The organism is Agrobacterium sp. NPDC058088 (assembly GCF_042885035.1).
Lineage (GTDB): Bacteria > Pseudomonadota > Alphaproteobacteria > Rhizobiales > Rhizobiaceae > Agrobacterium.
This window is the reverse complement of the sequence record NZ_JBHVSU010000003.1, coordinates 136,589-155,256: the sequence shown is the minus strand read 5'-3', so window position 1 is coordinate 155,256 and position 18,668 is coordinate 136,589. Positions and strand designations below refer to the sequence as shown.

13 protein-coding genes and 1 tRNA gene are annotated in these 18,668 nt (G+C 59.6%); 8 read left to right on the top strand and 6 right to left on the bottom strand.

From position 1 onward, the window contains the following. Positions 1–73: 73 nt before the first annotated feature. From ACFVTJ_RS10835 to ACFVTJ_RS10805, 7 genes are all read left to right on the top strand, one after another. Positions 74–2,452, top strand: a complete 2,379-nt coding sequence (locus tag ACFVTJ_RS10835) for a TonB-dependent receptor domain-containing protein (protein WP_386907190.1) — start codon at positions 74–76, stop codon at positions 2,450–2,452. A 53-nt stretch (positions 2,453–2,505) separates the two neighbouring features. After that, positions 2,506–3,426, top strand: a complete 921-nt coding sequence (locus ACFVTJ_RS10830; protein ID WP_386907188.1) for an iron-siderophore ABC transporter substrate-binding protein — start codon at positions 2,506–2,508, stop codon at positions 3,424–3,426. Beyond that, positions 3,423–4,472, top strand: a complete 1,050-nt coding sequence (locus tag ACFVTJ_RS10825; RefSeq protein WP_386907186.1) for a FecCD family ABC transporter permease — start codon at positions 3,423–3,425, stop codon at positions 4,470–4,472. Before ACFVTJ_RS10830 ends, ACFVTJ_RS10825 begins: the two co-directional genes overlap by 4 nt. Next, positions 4,469–5,443: a FecCD family ABC transporter permease gene (locus ACFVTJ_RS10820; RefSeq protein WP_386907184.1), complete on the top strand. Its 975-nt coding sequence runs from the start codon at positions 4,469–4,471 to the stop codon at positions 5,441–5,443. The genes ACFVTJ_RS10825 and ACFVTJ_RS10820 overlap by 4 nt, the downstream gene beginning before the upstream one ends. Continuing rightward, complete coding sequence (locus ACFVTJ_RS10815; RefSeq protein ID WP_386907182.1) at positions 5,436–6,239, top strand: ABC transporter ATP-binding protein; 804 nt, start codon at positions 5,436–5,438, stop codon at positions 6,237–6,239. The genes ACFVTJ_RS10820 and ACFVTJ_RS10815 overlap by 8 nt, the downstream gene beginning before the upstream one ends. Positions 6,240–6,590: 351 nt before the next feature. After that, positions 6,591–7,133, top strand: coding sequence for an RNA polymerase sigma factor (locus ACFVTJ_RS10810; protein WP_386907180.1), 543 nt, complete (start codon positions 6,591–6,593; stop codon positions 7,131–7,133). Positions 7,134–7,192: 59 nt separating this feature from the next. Next, positions 7,193–8,152 (top strand): FecR family protein, encoded by a 960-nt coding sequence (locus ACFVTJ_RS10805; protein WP_386907179.1) that lies wholly within the window; start codon positions 7,193–7,195, stop codon positions 8,150–8,152. A 64-nt stretch (positions 8,153–8,216) separates the two neighbouring features. On the opposite strand, the gene pbpC is transcribed toward ACFVTJ_RS10805, so the two are convergent. The 6 genes from pbpC to ACFVTJ_RS10775 form a co-directional block, all read right to left on the bottom strand. Continuing rightward, on the bottom strand, positions 8,217–10,295 hold the full coding sequence (gene pbpC, locus ACFVTJ_RS10800) for a penicillin-binding protein 1C (protein WP_386907177.1): 2,079 nt from the start codon (positions 10,293–10,295) through the stop codon (positions 8,217–8,219). After that, positions 10,292–15,748: an MG2 domain-containing protein gene (locus tag ACFVTJ_RS10795; RefSeq protein ID WP_386907175.1), complete on the bottom strand. Its 5,457-nt coding sequence runs from the start codon at positions 15,746–15,748 to the stop codon at positions 10,292–10,294. Before ACFVTJ_RS10795 ends, pbpC begins: the two co-directional genes overlap by 4 nt. A 119-nt stretch (positions 15,749–15,867) precedes the next feature. Beyond that, entirely contained in the window at positions 15,868–16,056 is a 189-nt protein-coding gene (locus tag ACFVTJ_RS10790; RefSeq protein ID WP_386907173.1) for a Trm112 family protein, read from the bottom strand. A gap of 10 nt (positions 16,057–16,066) precedes the next feature. Further along, the gene (locus ACFVTJ_RS10785; protein ID WP_386907171.1) at positions 16,067–16,738 is read right to left on the bottom strand and encodes an LON peptidase substrate-binding domain-containing protein; all 672 of its coding nucleotides are present in this window, start codon (positions 16,736–16,738) and stop codon (positions 16,067–16,069) included. Between the two features lie 68 nt (positions 16,739–16,806). Beyond that, on the bottom strand, positions 16,807–17,775 hold the full coding sequence (gene trxA, locus ACFVTJ_RS10780; RefSeq protein ID WP_386907169.1) for a thioredoxin: 969 nt from the start codon (positions 17,773–17,775) through the stop codon (positions 16,807–16,809). 53 nt (positions 17,776–17,828) lie between these two features. Beyond that, positions 17,829–18,338 (bottom strand): prolyl-tRNA synthetase associated domain-containing protein, encoded by a 510-nt coding sequence (locus ACFVTJ_RS10775; protein WP_386907167.1) that lies wholly within the window; start codon positions 18,336–18,338, stop codon positions 17,829–17,831. Between the two features lie 253 nt (positions 18,339–18,591). On the opposite strand from ACFVTJ_RS10775, the gene ACFVTJ_RS10770 reads away from it, so the two are divergent. Then, positions 18,592–18,666 (top strand) — tRNA-Gly (locus tag ACFVTJ_RS10770). The last annotated feature ends 2 nt before the right edge of the window (positions 18,667–18,668 follow it).

Genomic DNA, 18,668 nt, shown 5'->3' with positions numbered 1-18,668 from the left:
AGCGGGGGCTTCAATGGAATGCAAGGGAATTAATGGCAGGACGGCTCGAACCGGACTGGCAGGATGGGTAGCGGTGCTGCTTACAACTTCGGTTTCTGCTCTGGCTTTACATGCGCCGGCTGCGGCACAGACTGCCGCCCAGACCAGCACCGCGCCACGACAGATCTCCATTGCCGCCGGGCCGCTGACTTCCGCGCTTAATCAGCTCGCCACGCAAACCGGCCTGCAGATTATCTTTGACGGGTCGATCGCCAACGGCAAAACGTCTAACGGCGCCAGGGGCAATCTCACACCCTCCCAGGCGCTCAGCGCCGTGCTTGCGGGGACCGGTGTCCAGTCGCGGTTTGCCGGCCAGAACCAGATCGCCCTCAGCCTTGCGCCGGCTCCTGCAGATGCCGCAGCCGTCGGTGCCGATGGCGCGACCCAGTTGCAGGCCATCACGATTTACGGTTCCCGCAACGCTACGACGCTTGCCAGCACATCCTCAAGCATCGGCATCGTCAACGCGGAGCAGATCGACAACAGCCAGCTAAGGAGTTTCCGCGATAGCTTCCGCCGCATGGCAAACGTCATGGATGGCGACTGGGCCGATGCCGGTTTCATCATTCGTGGTGTCAGCTCGGAAGGTCTCGTGCCTGGCGGCGCACCTCTTGCCACCCTCTACATTGACGGCGTTCAGCAGACGGTACGTGGCGCGCGCCGCGGGGCACGCGGGCTGTTTGACGTCGAGCAGGTCGAAGTCTATCGCGGCCCGCAGTCAACCCTGTCGGGACGCGCGGCCATGGCCGGCGCAATTTACATAAAGACCAAGGATCCCACTTTCGAAAAGGAAGCGGAACTTTCGACCACGATCGCCACCGGCAATCTCTACGGCACCGGCTTCATGTTCAATGCGCCGTTGATGGACGATCAGCTCGCTGTTCGAATTTCCGGTGAGGTTCAGCGCAGCAAGAACGATATCAATTACCCGACCTTCGAGCGTTTTGAGAACTATAACGAGTTCACCCACGACTTCTATTACCAGGTCCGCGGCAAGGTTCTGTTTGAACCGGCAGAAATGCCGGAGACGCGCGCGCTTCTCAGCTACTCGTTTTCACACGACAATCCCGCCGTCCGCGATATTGGCGGCCCCAAGGGCTCTATTCCTTTCAGCTTCGACCAGAAACGCGGCGACTATCAGCTTCCGGTCTACATCGAATATCGCCCGACCGACGTCCATAACGTCGGACTGGAGGTAACGCATGACTTTTCAGACGAGCTGAAGCTGACGTCACTTTCGGCCTTCAGCTATTCCGATGCCGATCGCCTTTCGGTCAATTACGGAACTCCGGGCGAAATCAACACCTATCATGGCTACTACAAGGAATGGATCGGCTCCCAGGAAGTCCGCCTCAATTATGAAGGTGACAAATGGGACTGGGTCGGCGGCGTTTATTTTTCTTATGAAGACGAGAAAAATTTCTATGATCGCACCATTCCGCTGACAGCCACCGTCAACCGCAACCAGGTTCAGCACAATACGCAGAAATCGTTCAATGCCGCCCTGTTCGGAGAGGCGACATACGAATTCGTTCCGACATGGAAAATCACCCTCGGCGGCCGGCTGGACTATACGGATCAGGATATAACGCAAAATCTGGTTCGGACCCAGCCTCTGGGTGGCACCACGACTGTTGTGACGGACTATGCCGCATCCTTCAGCGAGGTCAATTTCGTACCGAAAATCGGCCTTTCGAAAGAGCTGACTGACACACAGACGGTCGGGATTACCTATTCCCAAGGCTTCCGGACAGGTGGCGCGAGTTACGATTCGTATCGGCGCACAGCCTATAATTACGAACCGGAAACGGCATCGACCTACGAGATTTTCTACAAAGGCTCGTTCATGGATGACCGGCTGACCGTGAATTCAAACGTGTTCCTCACCAAATATTCGGACCAGCAGGTTCTGATGCAGCTCGATCCGACGGATCTGCTGAGCCGGCGCATTATCAACGCTGCGTCTTCGGAAGCATGGGGCTTCGAATTCGAGCCGTCATTCAAGGTCACGGACAACCTCCAGACCTTCGCATCGCTCGGCTACGTCCATACCGAATTCAAGAATTTCAACGATCTGACCTATGGCAATCTGTCCGGCCTGCCATTCCCGGAAGCGCCGGAATGGTCGCTGGGTCTCGGTGCCCGCTACACCTTCGATAACGGCGTCTATGTCGGCGCCGACGCCAAATATACCTCGAGCTACCTCGCGCGTCTGGGCAGCCTGCCGCACGATTATCTCGACAGCCGTTGGATCGTGAACCTGCAGGCGGGCTACAAGACCGAAAGGTGGGAAGTCAACGCCTTTGCGCAGAACCTTCTGGATGAGAAATATTTTGTCTACAACGACAACAATATTGCCGCCACGCTCGGTGAGCGCCGAAACGTCGGCCTGAATCTCAAGGTCAAATTCTGATGCGTTTCCTGCGCGGCTTCATGCCGCGCAGGCTTCCATTTCTGGAGTAACGAATGATCCTGCGATCGTTTCTCATCTTGCTGATGGGACTTTTTGCCTCCGGCGCTTCAGCGCAATGTTCGGGCCGGTCCTTCACATCGGGCGTATATGGCGCACCGATCTGCGTACCGGACACGCCCCGCAGGATCGTCGTGCTCGATCCCTTCTACAATCTGGGAATGGCGCTTGAACTCGGCCTGCCTCTGGTCGGCGCACCGCTCATGTCCGTTCAAGACCACGAACTGAAAGAAAAAGCCGAAAAGGCGGCGGTCGCCGATATTGGCGAAGCACGGCAGCCGAGTCTCGAGCGCATCGTCGCGCTGAAGCCTGACCTGATTATTGGGGACGCCGCCCTGCACAGCCAATCCTACCAGAACTTCGCCAAGATTGCGCCGACCGCGCTCATCGACGCAAAGAGCTGGAAAGACCATTTCCGCACATTGGCGCTCCTTTCAGGCAAGAGTGACGAGGCGGCAGCGATGCTGGCCGGTTACGAAAAACGAGTTGCCGCCATCAGAGAGAAGACCGCTTCCCATAAGGTATCGGTATTGCGGGTGACGCCCAGCGGTTTTCATGTCTATCTCGACGGTCCGGCCGCCTATGCGCCTTATGAGGTTCTTCGTGATGCCGGCGTAAAACGGAGTGCTTACGAAACGACTGAGGACAATACGGTCTTCAAACGGCCCGAATGGGAGGACCTCGCACTCCTTGACGGGGACATCCTGCTTTACGTCGTTGCCGGCCGATATGACACAACCATGGACGACGCGCTTGCCGACCGCACGACCAGCAACCCCTTCTGGCAAATGTTGCCGGCAGTCGCATCCGGAAACGCCCATCGGGTCAGGCGCGAAACATGGATGAGCTTCAACGGCATCGGCTCAGCAAACAAAGTTCTCGATGACATCGAGCAATATCTGCTGGATAAGCCGTGACATTGTTGCGCGGACTATCGAGGGCGGAAAGACCGATACATCCACGCCGAGCAGAATTTTTCTGCTCGGTCCTGCTTTTGCTGGCCATAGCTGGCCTTCTGGTTTCCGCACTGCTGGCAATAATGGCTGGTCCGGCATCCCTTTCACCGTCGACGGTGCTCTCTGCAATCTTCCGCTTTGACGGCTCGCGTGATCATCTCGTCGTGATGTTGCTGCGCCTGCCACGCGTCGCGGCTGCCATGATCGCAGGAGCGGGCCTGGCTGTTTCAGGCGCAATCATGCAGGCGGTAACAAAAAACCCGCTGGCTTCGCCAGGGCTGCTCGGCATCAATGCCGGCGCCGCTTTTGCAGTCGTCGCCAGCCTGTCGATCGTCGGCGTTTCGGGCGACGCACTGGTCTGGTATGCCTTTGGTGGCGCGGCTTTTGCTGCACTCTGTGTTTTCTTCATCGGCTCTGTCGGCCGTGTGGGCGCGACCCCGCTGATCATGGTGCTGGCTGGAGCAGTGGTCGCGACATTCCTCACCTCACTGACCACGGCAATTCTGATCTTCGACCAGACGACGCTGGATGCCGTGCGGCTGTGGACCGTCGGTTCCTTAAGCGGCCGGACTATGGAACACGTCTTCACCATGGTGCCATATTCGCTGGCAGGACTGCTCGGATCATTGCTGCTCGCCCGTCATCTGACGACACTCAGTCTTGGCAGCGATGTCGCTACGGCGCTTGGCCAGAACCTGGCTCTTTGGCGCAGCCTGTCGGTCGTGATCGTCATTCTCCTCTCCGGCAGCGCCGTCGCACTTGTCGGGCCCGTCGGCTTCGTCGGCCTCGTCGTGCCGCATATCGTTCGCCTTGCTATTAGCGTGGATTACCGGTGGGTCATTCCCTTCAGCGCCATCATCGGTGCGATCATGGTGGTCATCGCCGATCTCGCCGGACGGATCGTCCTCGCCAACCAGAGTTTTCCTGTTGGCGTCACGATGGCGCTGATTGGAGCGCCATTTTTCCTCTGGCTGGCGCGTTATCGCACGGGAGCAGGCAGACCGTGACACGCGCGATAACTGTTCTGATCCTTCTTAATCTTCTGGCCATCATTGCTGCGATGATCTGGGGTGACCAGTCGATTGCCTGGCGTGATGTCGCGAATGCACTCATTGGCAACGCGCCTGCCGATCTGCAGATGATCATCATCGAATTCCGGCTTTCAAGAGCGATCCTCGCCCTGCTGGCCGGCACCGGCCTTGCCGTTGCGGGCACGATCTCGCAGACCGTCATGCGCAATCCCCTGGCAGAGCCCGGCGTTCTTGGCATCAATGCGGGGGCAGCACTTGTCGCAAGTGTGGTTATCATCCTTTTTGCAGATGTTTCGCCAGCCGTTCTGCCTTGGGCGGGCTTTGCAGGGGCCGTCACGATGGCGGCTGCCGTCTACGCACTCTCCTGGAAGCGTGGCACCTCCTCCCTCCGGATCATCCTTGTCGGCATAGGCCTCAGCGCCATGGCCGGCGCGGGAACCAGCTTTCTGACCGCATTCGGCAACGTCATGGATGTGCAACGGGCAATGATCTGGCTATCGGGCAGCGTCTACGGCGCTGACTGGACCAAGGTCAAAAGCCTTCTGCTCTGGCTTTCCGTTCCGTTGGCCCTGACCTGGCTCTCCTGCCGACAGCTGGACCTCATCCGTTTCGGCGACGACGTGGCGACGGGCTTGGGACAGAAGGTCAATCTCGCGCGTGCATTCCTGATAGTGCTCTGCACACTGATATCGGGCGCCACCGTCGCCATGGTGGGGCTGGTCGGGTTTGTCGGCCTGATCGCCCCGCATATTGCGAGGCGGATCGTTGGTCCTGCCCATCGGACCCTCATTCCGGTTGCGGCTCTGACTGGCAGTCTCTTATTGTTGGTCGCCGATATTATCGGCCGCACGGTCATAGCACCGGCGCAATTGCCGGCCGGTATCGTCACGGCCCTGCTGGGGGCTCCGTTTTTCGCCTATCTTCTGAAGGGCCGCCGGCATGCATGAAAATTACCGCCTCGCGACACACAATCTGTCCCTTGGATATAATGGCTCCGTCATTGTCGAAGACTTGAACCTGAAGATTCCGTCCGGGCATTTTACCGTTCTCGTCGGGAAGAACGGATGCGGAAAATCCACGATATTGCGTGCACTCGCCGGACTTCTCAGCCCCATGAAAGGCGAGATATTTCTGGATGGCGCTTCGACGCGGACAATCCCATCGCGGGAGCGTGCAAAACAGATCGGCGTCCTCACGCAAGGACCGCAGGCCCCGGAAGGACTGTCGGTCGCGGAACTGGTCCGGCAAGGGCGTTATCCCCATCGCAGGCTTTTCGAGCGCTGGTCCAGCCGTGATGAGGATGCGTGCGCCCATGCTCTCGAACTGACCGACATGACATCACTCTCCGGCCGTCAGGTGGAGGCGCTTTCCGGCGGTCAACGGCAACGCGCCTGGATCGCGATGACGCTCGCCCAGGAAACGGACATCCTTCTTCTGGATGAACCGACGACGTTCCTCGATCTCGCCCACCAGATCGAAATACTTGAACTCATCAGGCAGCTTGTTCATGAGCGCGGCCGCACCATTGTCGCGGTTCTCCACGATCTCAACCAGGCTGCCCGCTATGCTGACGAAATCGTTCTTGTCAGGGACGGCAGGATATTCGACGCAGGGGTCCCAAGCGCCGTCATCACCGCGCCAAATGTTCTTGACGTCTTTGGCGTCAATGCCGTCATCATGCCGGATCCGATTTCGGGAACACCGATGTGCGTGCCCCTTCCATCACAGGCCCGAGGGGCCTGACCTGTGGCCGCTACGCAACATTCTTTGGGTTTTTCGTGAAAGACGCTTCTGCCTCCCGCCTTTGCGGCCATTCGTTCACAAGCCAAAAGATGCAATGAATCCAGACATAAACATGATAAAAATTGTCCTCTTTTAAGCACCAACAGAGTTTTTTGCGGCTCTGACCTTAAATCATTGCACTTGCATCGCTTTTTACCCGTGACTAGAAATTCCCAACCGGCAATGAAGGGCCAAAACTTCGATGCCGGATGATGACGAGGTTCGGACAGACCCTAAGGAGAGCATCCGGTTTACGCTCTGTGTCCGCCTTCAGTTGTCGCACCTTGCAGCTTGCGGAGGTTCAGGAAAGCAATGCGAACGTCGACGGCCAGCCTCAATGAAAGTGACGGAACCGACCTGTTGAACAGGGCGATCGTCGAGCATTACGGCGATATCATCAAGGCCGTGGGGGGACGCAGCCGCTCGGACGGGGCCGCGCGGGAAATCGTGCACGACCTCTATGTCAAGCTCGCCTTGCAGCCGGATGCGCTGTCCGGCAAGCGATCCATAAAGGCGTTCCTGTGCCGCGCCGCTTCGAATATGCGGATCGACCGGATCAGACGGGAGCAGTTCGAATCCAGGCTTTTTTCCGGCTCGGATGAAGATGCCAGAACCGTGGTCACGACAGAAAGCGCGCCCGATCAGGGCCTGGCCATCGAAGCGCGGCTGGCGGTTCTGAAACAGGCCATTGCCGAACTGCCCGAAAAACGGCGTACGGCCTTCGTCCTGCACAGGCTGCATCACCTCTCCCCGGACCAGATCGCCTCAAAACTGAAAATTTCACGCAATATGGTCGACCGGCACCTCCGGCGCGCGCTCAGCCATTGCCTCGACCGGCTGTTTGAAATGGAGTAAACATCCCAATCAACACAGCTCATTCGTCTACACATGGAAGAGCATAATTGGAGCGTTCCGTGCAACGTAGACGCCTGACGCGTGATCAGCGCAAACGAAACAGAGAGGCAGCCGACTGGGTGTTTCGCAACCGCGATCCGGACCAGCCTGAAACCGAAGTGGCGGAATTTCGTCGCTGGATGGAGATGGATCCGGAAAACTGTCGGGCCTACACGGCGGCGAAACGCATTCTCGGTGAAGCGAGAACGGCGATACGCTCTGACGCCGGGCTGCGTGAAGCGCCGGCCGCATCCTCATCGCGCACCCGCAACACGATCATCTCCTCGGTCGTCGCGATCATCGCGGCCGGAACATTGTTCGTTGCTCTGGATGGCCCCATGCGCCTGAGTGCGGATATCATGTCTGGCGCCGATGAGATGCCTGAAGTGACACTGGAAGACGGTTCCCGGGTACAATTAAACGCGTCATCTGCAATTGCGCTCGATTTCACCAGCGAGCGACGGACCGTTCGGCTCCTGCGAGGACAGGCCTTCTTTCAGGTCAGCCCGGATGCGAAGCGACCTTTCTCCGTCAGCACGGACGATACGCTGGTCACGGCTCTCGGCACGGCCTTCGATGTTCGCCAAAGCGAGACCGACACCCGCATTGCCGTTACGGAACATTCCGTGCGCGTCGATTTCAAGGAGCAGGGAAGCGTTCCGGTGAAAGTTGGCGAAGGCGAAGAAGTGCTTCACTTGAACGAGACAGGCAAAAGCACGATCCGGAAAACGGATGTCAGTACGGCGCTTGCCTGGCGCCGGGGCCAGCTCACCGTGGACAATGTGCCCCTCTCCTATGTGGTCGAGGAAATACAACGGCATTTTCATGGGCGCATTGTCATAGGAAACGAAGCGACGGCACGGCGTGTCGTCAGCGGCACGCTCTTCGTAACCGATACGGAGGCCGCGCTGAACTTCCTGCGCACCGCGCTCAACATCCAGACATATAGAGTTGGTCCTATCATCGTTGTAACCTCCTGATCTCGGCAGGCTGTCTTCGCCGCTTGGACGGGGGAAGCACGATTTAACGTTCCAACTAATGAACTTACTCGACAAAAACCCGCACACTTGAGGCGCGGCCATCGGCATCGATGACTGTCAGCGTCGAGAACCCCTGCCCCTCCGGTCGCCATTCGCTGTTGCGGCGATGAGAAGCATCCGGCAAAGGCAGGCCGTTGGCGAGCCAGCGGAAGGGCGCGCGCCCGCCCTGCAGCTTCAGCACCAGCGGCGAAATGCCTGATTGGCTGGAGAGTTCCACCCGCGCGCCTTCCGGCGGATAGACGATGCGCGGCGGGCTTTCGCGTCTGGAGGCCGAAAGCAGGCCGTTTGCAGTCGTGGTGAAGCGCCGCTGGTTGGCGGGAAGGTCGCTTACGGCGACGCGCGCAATGCCGGAGGGTGCGGCGGGCATCGGCGTCACCGCAACGCCGGATTTCGCGAAAGCCTCGAACAGGATGGGAGCTGCCGTCGCGTAACCGGCAATACCAGGCACCGCACCATTATCGGCGCGGCCGACCCAGACGCCAACCACATGCCGCCCATCGTAGCCGACCGACCATGCGTCGCGATAACCATAGCTGGTGCCGGTCTTATAGGCGATGCCTCGCTGTTTCATGCCAAGCGGCGGAAGAACACCGGAGAGTATATCGGTGACATTCCAGATCGCGGCATCGGAAAACAGCCGGTCCCCCTCCAGCCGTTCGGGGATGGCACGGACACCATCGCCCAGCCGCACGGGATCGCCGCTGCCGACAAGCCCGGCGTAAAGCTGCACCAGATCGACGAGGGAAATGCCGGCACCGCCGAGCGCTATAGCAAGGCCCGGCGCTTCATTGGCCGGGAGCACCAATTTGACGCCCGCCCGCCGGAACCGCACCATCAGTGCGGAGGGGCTGACGGCATCAAGCAGTTTGACCGCTGGCACGTTGAGCGACAGTTGCAGCGCCTGGCGGATGCTGACATCGCCTTGGTAATGCATGTCGAAATTGCGCGGCCGGTAACCGGAAAAATCGACCGGGCGATCCTCGATGATGGTTTCCTGCCCGACAAGACCGTCTTCAAAGGCAAGGCCGTAGATGAACGGCTTGAGGGTGGAGCCCGGCGAGCGGACGGCCCGGCTCATCTCCACGAAGCCACGCCGTGCCGTATCGAGATAATCCGCCGAGCCGACCTCCGCGAGAATATCCCCGGTCTGCGCATCGGCCATGACGATGGCGACGGAGACCTTGTCGCCCAGCTTTTCAGCCGCATGGCGGGCAACGCCCTCCAGTTCCCGCTGGATCGGCAATCTCAGCGTTGAACGCGCCTCAGGAGCATTTTGAAACTTCGCGCGAGCTGCTACCGCCATATGCGGCGCAAACGATGGCAAGTCCCGCCGGTTGACCGGCACAGCCGCCGATGCGGCCCGCTCCGCCTCTCCTTCCCCCACCACGCGCTCCACGGCAAGCCGTTGAAGCACCCGTTCGCGCGCCTGTTTCGCCGCGTCCGGAAAACGGTCCGGGCGGCGTTTTTCCGGCAATTGCGGCAGCGCTACCAGAAGAGCCGCTTCGGCGGTATCCAACCGGCCCGGCTCCTTGCCGAACCAGGCGAGGCTTGCGGCTCTGATACCCTCAAGATTACCGCCATAGGGGGCAATATTCAAATAAAGATCAAGAATCTCGGCCTTGTCGAGCCGCCTCTCGATCTGAAGCGCGCGCGCCGCCTGCAGGAACTTCGCCGAAAAAGATCGGTCGGCGCGCGGCTCGATCAGCCTCGCCACCTGCATGGACAGCGTCGACGCGCCTGAGACGATCCGCCCGTTGCTGGCCAGTTGCCAGGCGGAGCGTAGCAACGCCCAGGGATCGACGCCGTGATGATCGTAAAAGCGCTGGTCTTCATAGGCGACCAGCATGCGCAGGAATTGCGGATCGACCTCGTCGGCCTCGGTCTTCAGCCTCCAGCGGCCATCCGGTGTCGCAAAGGCGCGCAACAGCTTACCGTCGCGGTCCAGCACCTCGAAGGATCGCTGCTGCGCCGCCTCCAGCGGTGGTGGGAAGGCCTTGTCGAGCGCGTCGAGACCGAAGGCCGCGCCGCCGATAAGCAGCGCGGCCGTAACGATGCCGACGATAACAGCCTTTTTCCGCCTCATGGGGTTGCCGAGCGCACCTCCATGCGGCCGGTTGCCGTGCGGGCGGCAAATTGCGGCCGGTACATATCCTCAACCGAGGCTGCTGGATGGTCATAGGTGCCGGGGGTGACGGCCCGGACCACATAACCGAGAGCAATTTCCGAACTGTCGCCGGCCGAGCGATCAAAGGCCGCGACGAAACGGTCGTAGCGGAATTCGGTATGTGCCGCTTCCGTTTCCGGCAACCAGTCGAAATTCGAAAGCGCTGCCGAATTGACGAGGCTCGGATTGTCGATTTCGAAACCGGAGGGCAAAAGATCTGTCACCAGAATACGCGACTGCCAGTTATTTTGCGGCACCACGTTCAGTACCACCACATAACGCTCGTTTTGCGTGACCTCGCTCGGGTTCACCTCCTCGCCATCCATGGAATAATAGGTGCGGGTTATGGTGAAGCCTTCGCCGCCGGCGGCAAGCGGCTGCGCCGGGGGCGCCACGGTGGTGACAACAGCCGTGACCGGATCGGCCGAGGCATTGGCGATCTTCAGGGGAGCCGCCAGCAATTCATCGCCGCTCATCCGCTTACCGAAACCGCCGGTCTGCAGATCGCCGTTCACGTCGAGACGGATATCCTTGTCCTCGCCTTTGACGGCGCGGGCGGCCAGCAGCATCCATGCCTGTTCCTGGGTGCTGGTGTAGGGCTTCTTTTCCCATTCCTTCGCCACGGCACCGGCAAGCTGCGGCACGACGGCCGGAACCGGACGGCTTTCGGCCGCAAGCGCCAGCGTTGCCGCACCATCACGCAGGGCCGAGCCATAATCGGCGCGGGCGAAGCTGACATTGGTTGCACGGCTTGCCATATCGAGCGAAGCGCCGAACACACTCTTCGAACGGGTCTGGTCGCCATAAAGCGAAAGGGCAGCGGCAACCTGCGCCTTGGCAAGCGGCGTCGGGAAATCGGCAAGCGCCGTATCGGCGTAATAACGCAGATCGTTGATCGCCGCCTTGCGGTTGCGCGCCAGCACATAAAGCGAATAGGCGATCTCGTTGCCGCGATCCTTGACATTGCTGTCATAGGAAAGACCGTTCTGCAGGTTGTTCAGCGCCTGCACCATGGCCGCTTCGGGAACATCGTAACTCTGCTCACGCGCTCTTGTCAGGAAGTCAGTGATATAGGCATCGAGCCACAGATCGCCGTACCCCGGCGACCAGAGGCCGAAGCTGCCGGAACTCGACTGGAAGGACAGCACGCGGTAAATCGCCTCCTGCACCCGCTTGCGGGTATCGGGATCCTCAGCCATGCCGCTGTCCTTTGTCAGTTCCGAGACATAGAGCAGCGGCAAAGCGCGGCTAGTCGTCTGCTCGGCGCAGCCATAAGGATATTTATCCAGCATCATCACCAGCGCCGGAATATCGAAGGCGGGTGAGCGCGTGACGTTGATGGCGACGGAGGAACCGAGCAGCATGCTGTCGGCCAGAAGATCACCGTTGATCGTCAGGCTGCTGTTCGGCGCGATCTTGATTTCGCGCCGCGTTGTCACCGGCAAAACGGCCGGGCGGACCGGAACATTCAGCACCTGCTCCAGCGAAACGCCTGACGCATTGGAAACCTTGATGGTGATTGCACCGTTGCCGGGCTGTTCGCCCGTCAGCGGAACGGTCAGCGACGACTTACCGCCTTTTTGAAGCGCCAATGTCTGCGACATCTCACCCTGATCAACCGTCAAGGCCGTATTGCTTGTCACATCCAACCGGTAATCACCGGCCTCGCCATCCGTATTGGCGATATCGAGCCGCAATTGCGAGACATCGCCGGGGGCAAGGAATTTCGGCGCGCTGGCCGTCACCACGACGGGATCGCGAATGATGGCATCGGAAACCGCATGGCCAACACCCGTCTTCGTCCAGGCCACAGCCATGATGCGGGCGGTGCCGTTGAACTGCGGAATATCGAAACTGACAGTCGCCTTGCCGTTAGCGTCAAGTTCGACCGGACCGGCAAAGAAGGCCACCAGCTTTTCGGTGGGCGGGCTGCCCTGAAGGGCTGCACCCGCGCCGTCACCACCGGTGCGCAGCCGGCCGGTGGCGCCAAGCGAACCGTCAATCAGGCGGCCATAAAGGTCACGGATTTCCAGCCCCAGCCGGCGCTGGCCGAAATACCATTCATCCGGCTTCGGCGGCTCATAGCGGGTGAGGTTCAGGATGCCGACATCGACGGCCGCGACGATGGCATAGGCCTTTTCGCCGACACCAGCACCGGCAACGGTGATCGGAATTTCAAGCGGCTGGCGCGGCAGCGTCTTCTGCGGCGCGCCGAGCGTGACGGCAAGCTTGCGCTCGGCCGGATCGACGGCAAGCCACTTGATGCCGATGGCGCGCATCGGCATACGGCTTTCCTGGGCATCGCCGGGCCGGAACAGCGTCGCCGTCACATAAGCGCCCGCCCCCCATTCCTCAGTGACCGGAATGTCGATCTCGCCACCATTCTCACCAATCTCGGCGTTCTGAATGGAAATCAGCTTCTCGGAACCGGACGTGATCATCAACTCGCCGGCAAAACGCGAGGAAACCTTGAGTTTGGCCGTATCGCCGATCCTGTAGCTCTGCTTATCCAGTGCGATTTCCAGTGCATCCGGCGTTTCTGTCGAGCTTGCCTCGACATAGAAACCTGCATCGAATTCGACGCTTGAAACCGGTGCGCCATTGCCTGCGCCTTCCACTTCCAGCCGGTAGCGGCCCCAGGTGACGGGCACGGAAATCTCGCCGCCGTTGGCATCGACCGAAAGCGTACCCGCTTCCTGCTGCTTGGTGTATTCCACCGGTTCGTAACGCCAGGAATTGCCCTGACGATACCATTGATAGTTCCGCTCGACCTTGATGAGCTTCCAGTTGAGGCCGTTCATCGCCTGTTTCGCACCATCTGTGCTGACGCCGATAATATGGAAACGACCGACGGAATTCTGGGCGAGATCGCCGGAAAATTGCGGCTTGATACCGATGAGAGGCGCTTCAGCCTTGATGGGTAGCGTCAGCGAGCGCTCCACGGCACGGCCGCCCGCCTCCTGCATGCGCACGGTAATATTGGCGGAAAGAAGCTGCGTGGTGGAAGGTAGATCGGTCAGATCAACATTGAAGCTCGCCTTGCCCTCTTCATCCAGCACCGGCAGGTCGGCAAGCGTCGTGCGGTTTTCTTCTTCACTCTCCTCATCGGCCAGACCGAAGAAGTAACCTTCGAAATCGGCACTGGTGCGTGTCGGCTTGATGGCGATCTCGCCTTCCAGCGTCAGGCCTTCGGCCGGGGCGCCATAGAGATAACGGCCATCCACATCGATTGCCGTTTCCGCACCCGGATCGATCTGCTTTGCCTTGCTCGAGAGGTCGAATTCGGTGCGATCAGGCACGAAATCATCGACGAGGAAGCTCTTTTCGCTGATCGCAGCCGTCTTCGGGTCGGTATGGATGCGCAATGTCCAGGTGCCGCGCATGGCGTTTGCCTGCAACGGCAGATCGACTGCATGGCCGCCCAGTGCCTTGCCGTCGCTGACGAAACGTCGATCCTCGACACCGTCAGGGCGTGAGAAGATGAAGGTGAGCGGCAAATCCTCGATTGCCTTGCCGTCGACATCGCGGGCAAGCGCCGCCGCATGAACGGTCTCGCCGGCGCGGTAGATGCCGCGCTCGGTCCAGCTGAACACATCGATCGGGCCGGGAGCCGCACGTCCCGTCACGCCGCGATCCGAGAGATCGAAGCCGGCGCGTGTCATATCCAGAAAGACGTAGTCCTTGTCGCCGTTCCGCGCCGTCAGGATCGCAGGCGCCTGCGCCGCCGTGCCGCGCATCAGGCCGGCCGAGAACACCGCGCGGCCGTCCGCATCGGTCTTTGCCGTGCCGAGCACTTCGTTATTCTTGGCAAGCAGCTGCAGGTCCACGCCCGCAAGCGGCTTGGCGCTGCCAAGGGCTCGGACGAACACATTCAAACCGTCGGTTCCAGCATAAGTGGTGATGCCGGTATCGGACACCAGGAACCATTGCGTGGCGCGGGAATCCCATGTTTCCGGCGCGGTGCCGGGCGGCACGGCGGTCAGCACATAAATGCCGGATTTGCGCTCCGGCAGCGCTTCATCCACCGGGAAGCTTGTCACCACATCCTTGTTGAGGTCGGGCTGGATATCGATCGCGCCCTGCCAGACGAGTTCGCCGATTTCGTTTTCGATGCGGTCGGCGTTGTAACCGTCCATCTGCGTCAGAAACTGCGAATTGGTGAGAAGCGCGGTGATGTTGCGATCACCGACACGATAGAGTTTCAGATCAGCCTTGTCGGCATTAACAGAGACAATCGGAATGCCACGGCGCGCCGTACCCGGCAGTACGAAGTTCTCACCCGTGAATCGCACGCTGGCGGCGCGGTCGCGCACGTAAATATCGAGATTGACCTGCTTTTCCAGAGGCTCGTCCACCGAGGACGGCAGGCCGGCGCGAAACGCGATCTTGTAGCGCTGGCCGTGGCTCAGGCCCTCCACGCAAATTTCGCTGCCCTTCGCTTCGATGGCCTTGGGGGCTGCTCCATCCAGCGTGATGAAGGAGGAATAATCGACGCCGTTCTTTACCAGCGGTTCGGAAAACTGCACGCAGGCGCGCGGGCTGACACTATCCGTATCCACCGTGTTGTTGATGACACGGAAACCCTGACGCGTGCGCAGATCCGCATAGGCCGCCTTTGTCTGTGCGTTGTCGGTGAGCGCAAGGCTCTCCTTATAGGAATTGAGTGCTGCGCGGTAATTCTGGGTTCGCTCAAAAGCCTTCGCCAGCCGGTTCAGGGCTTCGGTGCGGGCGCTGACCGTGCGGCTCAGTTGGTAGGCGTTGATGGCAGCAGACGCCGCCTGCCCCGCAATCGAATAATTATCCGTGACCTGAGCCGCCTTTTCCGACAATTCCGCCCAGAGCGCACCGTCATCAGGCGTGATGGCTAGAGCCTGTTTATAGGTCGTGACTGCATCGGGAATATTCCCCGAAGCCACCTGCTGCCGAGCCGTTTCGACCAGCGCTTCGACACCCTGCCCGGCCTCAGCGTCAGTTGCCACAAGACCGGATTTCAGCCGGCGTGCTTCCTGCTGCAGGCTGTCGGTGACGAAGGACAGGCGCTGTGGCGCGCCTATATCGGACTCTGTCGCCACGTTCACGATCTTGCCGGCAACAGCGCCGGGAAAGGCGTTCAGCTGATTGAAATCGGATTTGAGGAAACACCATTTCACCTTGGGATTGTAGGTGAAGGCCTTGCAGGCTGCGTCGCCCACACAAATTTCGCCGCACTGCTCCAGCGAGACATTCTGCTCCGTTCGAAGATCAAAGCCGAAATAATCGCCGTTCTGGGTGGTTACCACCTTCCGCGAAGGTTCTGCTGCCGTGGCTGGAAGAAAAATGAAGGCGGTAGAGACCGCAACCAACGAGACCCGGACAAGAGCGCGCAACGACATCAATATTCTCCCCGCAACAGACATGTCGGGCGGGACTCTGGTCAAATCCACGCATGGTTGTCAACGCATCTTCGTCAATTCGCGACATGACGATCTGTGGAAGACGGAGGAAGGGGAGGTTAGTCTTCTATTTTGCGCGCTTCCGAAATCAGCATGATCGGCACGCCGTCACGGATCGGATAGGCAAGCTTTGCGCTTTCGGAAATGAGCTCGTTATGGGTGCGGTCATAAGAAAGACGGCCCTTCGTCAGGGGGCAGACCAAGAGCTCCAGCAGCTTCGGATCGACACTGCTCATCCTGTCGTCCATGGCAGCGATCCTATTGCAGCACGGTGCCGCCCTCGCCCGAACCCTGGGCAAGAACGATCTCGGTGATGGCGATCAGTGTTTCGGCCCGCGTCTTCAGATCAGGCGCTTCAAGCAGCGCCTGCTTTTCGGCAGGCCCGAACGGAGACATCATGGAAAGCGAATTGACGAGAACGCGATTGCCCGCCCTCTCAACGCTTTCCCAATCCGCCTCCAGCTGATTGGCATCCAGAAACGAGCGGAAGACACGCAAAAGGTTCTCGCGGTCCACAGCCTCCTCGTCATATTCGCCGCTAAGATCGGCGATGAAGGGCGCGTGCCGGAAACGTCGATAGGGCTCACCCGCGGCGACCTCCTCCAGCAGGCGGAAGCGGCAGACACCGGTGAGCGAGATGATGTAGCGGCCATCCCCCGTTTCGGAAAAGGAGGTGATGCGGCCGAGGCAGCCGACAGCACTCAGAGGCCCGCCTTCAGTCCCCGCCTCGAGGAGGTGAAGGGCCGGCTGCACCATACCGATGAGACGGTGGCTCGCCAGTGCCGTATCGATCATGGCAAGATATCGCGGCTCGAAAATATTGAGCGGAAGATGGCCTTCCGGCAGAAGCAACGCACCGGGCAATGGAAAGACCGGCACGGTCTCCGGCAGGTCATCGTTCTCCACATATCTCGCATTTCCGACATGCATGGGATCAAGCCCCCTGTTCACTGCTGCCCGGCCGGCGGTTCAACCGCAACGGCCGGGATATGCCCGCATTAAGAAAACAGTATCGCCGAAAGCTTCCTGCGGCCGGCAACGGTTGCCGGGTCCTTGAAGCCCCAGGCCTCGAAAAACTCCAGAAGCTGGCGGCGCGCGCCATCATCATCGAAAGTGCGGTCTTTGCGCATGACGTAAAGCAGATGATCCGCCGCCTCATCGCGCCGACCCTGTGCGTTCAGCACCTTGGCGAGTTTTACCCGCGCCTCGTGATCATCAGGATTTTGGGCGAGGTCATGCTCAAGCGCGACCGGATCACCGATCTTACGCGCTTCTTCATATTGCGCGATCTTTTTAGAAACCAGTTGGATGCCCGCATCGTCATTGAGTTCGGCAGGAAGGGAAGAAAGCAACTCGCTGGCCCGCTCGTATTGACCGGCGGCGATCATGCATTCGGCGATACCGGCAATCGCTGCGGGGTTTTCCGGATCGGCCTGCATGACGGCACCGAAGAGCTGTGCCGCACCGTTAAAATCACCATCAGCCAGAAGCTGCTTCGCCTCGGTCAGAGCCGCCTCGATTTCGGCCTTCGGATCACCCGCATCCGGGCCTGCAATCTTGTCAATGAATTGCTTGATCTGGCTTTCCGGCACCGCACCCATGAAGCCATCCACCGGCCGGCCGTCGACAAAAGCGACGATGGCGGGAATGGACTGGATGCCGAGCTGACCTGGAATGGACGGGTGATCGTCAATATTCAGCTTCACAAGCTTCACACGGCCATTTGCCTCATTGATGACCTTCTCCAGCACCGGCGTCAGCTGCTTGCACGGACCGCACCAGGGTGCCCAGAAGTCCACCAGAACAGGCTGGCGGCGCGACTCATCCAGAACGTCCTTGGAAAATCCCGCCGTCGTGGTGTCTTTGACATGGCCGGAGGCCGCGCCGTTCACCTCGCCATGATGATGCACGCTTGCGGTCATCTGCCCGCCATAGGAGCCGCCGTAGGGATTATTCGTGTCACTCATGCCGGTCTCCCGTAATCTCTCTCGCATGTCTCAGTTGAAGCAAAGATCGTATCTCACTCGCTGACTTTCAAGACAAGCGGCGCATGTCCGGTTGCCTCGAGAAAGCGAATAAGATCCTTGGACGCGATCGTTGTCGTCTGGTCATTGGAAAGCGGATGGCCATTGACCAGTTCGTTTTCCAGAAGATCGCTATCGAGCACGAAAGTGACCTGCCTGCCCGTGTCGTTGATGGCCCCAAACACCGTGACGGACCCCGGCACGACGCCCAGATATTCCAGCATTTTTTCCGGCCTGCCGAAGGAGACGCGGCTTGACGCACCGATGGTCTTGTGAACGCTTTTAAGGTCCACGGCGGCATTTTCCTCGACGGTCAGAACAAAATACTGGTCCTTCTTGTCCTTCACAAAGAGGTTCTTTGTATGACCGCCTGGAATGAGATCGCGCAGCGACTGGGATTCTGCGACGGTGAATACTGGCTCATGCTGTTTCGTGGTGTGCGAAATGCCAAGACCGTCGAGAAACTCGAACAGCTCCGTTGCCGTCTTCCGGGAATTTTCCGTCATATCCTGCCACCTGCTTCCGCCGATTCCGTTATCGTTCTTTCCTGATTAAGGCGGTGGCCAGCGCTTGGCAACGCAGGAAAAACCGCCAAATCGAAAAATTCTCAATCATTTCCGCTGCTTGTCGCATTTCTCAAAGAAATTTTCGCGTTTTTGTCATTTCCCTGTTGCATTCCAAAATCGATTGAGCGATATAGCGCCCGTCGCCGCTTGGCGGCCCACGGTTCAGCGAACTACCCCGGACCGGTGGATTTGAGCGGGTGTAGCTCAGGGGTAGAGCACAACCTTGCCAAGGTTGGGGTCGAGGGTTCAAATCCCTTCGCCCGCTCCAAG

What these genes read in the sequence shown, in the direction of transcription:
- ACFVTJ_RS10785 (WP_386907171.1), bottom strand. Translation starts at nt 16,738, where the DNA reads ATGCATGTCGGAAATGCGAGATATGTGGAGAACGATGACCTGCCGGAG.
- trxA (WP_386907169.1), bottom strand. Translation starts at nt 17,775, where the DNA reads ATGAGTGACACGAATAATCCCTACGGCGGCTCCTATGGCGGGCAGATG.
- ACFVTJ_RS10810 (WP_386907180.1), top strand. Translation starts at nt 6,591, where the DNA reads ATGCGAACGTCGACGGCCAGCCTCAATGAAAGTGACGGAACCGACCTG.
- ACFVTJ_RS10830 (WP_386907188.1), top strand. Translation starts at nt 2,506, where the DNA reads ATGATCCTGCGATCGTTTCTCATCTTGCTGATGGGACTTTTTGCCTCC.
- ACFVTJ_RS10775 (WP_386907167.1), bottom strand. Translation starts at nt 18,338, where the DNA reads ATGACGGAAAATTCCCGGAAGACGGCAACGGAGCTGTTCGAGTTTCTC.
- pbpC (WP_386907177.1), bottom strand. Translation starts at nt 10,295, where the DNA reads ATGAGGCGGAAAAAGGCTGTTATCGTCGGCATCGTTACGGCCGCGCTG.
- ACFVTJ_RS10795 (WP_386907175.1), bottom strand. Translation starts at nt 15,748, where the DNA reads ATGTCGTTGCGCGCTCTTGTCCGGGTCTCGTTGGTTGCGGTCTCTACC.
- ACFVTJ_RS10790 (WP_386907173.1), bottom strand. Translation starts at nt 16,056, where the DNA reads ATGGACGACAGGATGAGCAGTGTCGATCCGAAGCTGCTGGAGCTCTTG.
- ACFVTJ_RS10815 (WP_386907182.1), top strand. Translation starts at nt 5,436, where the DNA reads ATGCATGAAAATTACCGCCTCGCGACACACAATCTGTCCCTTGGATAT.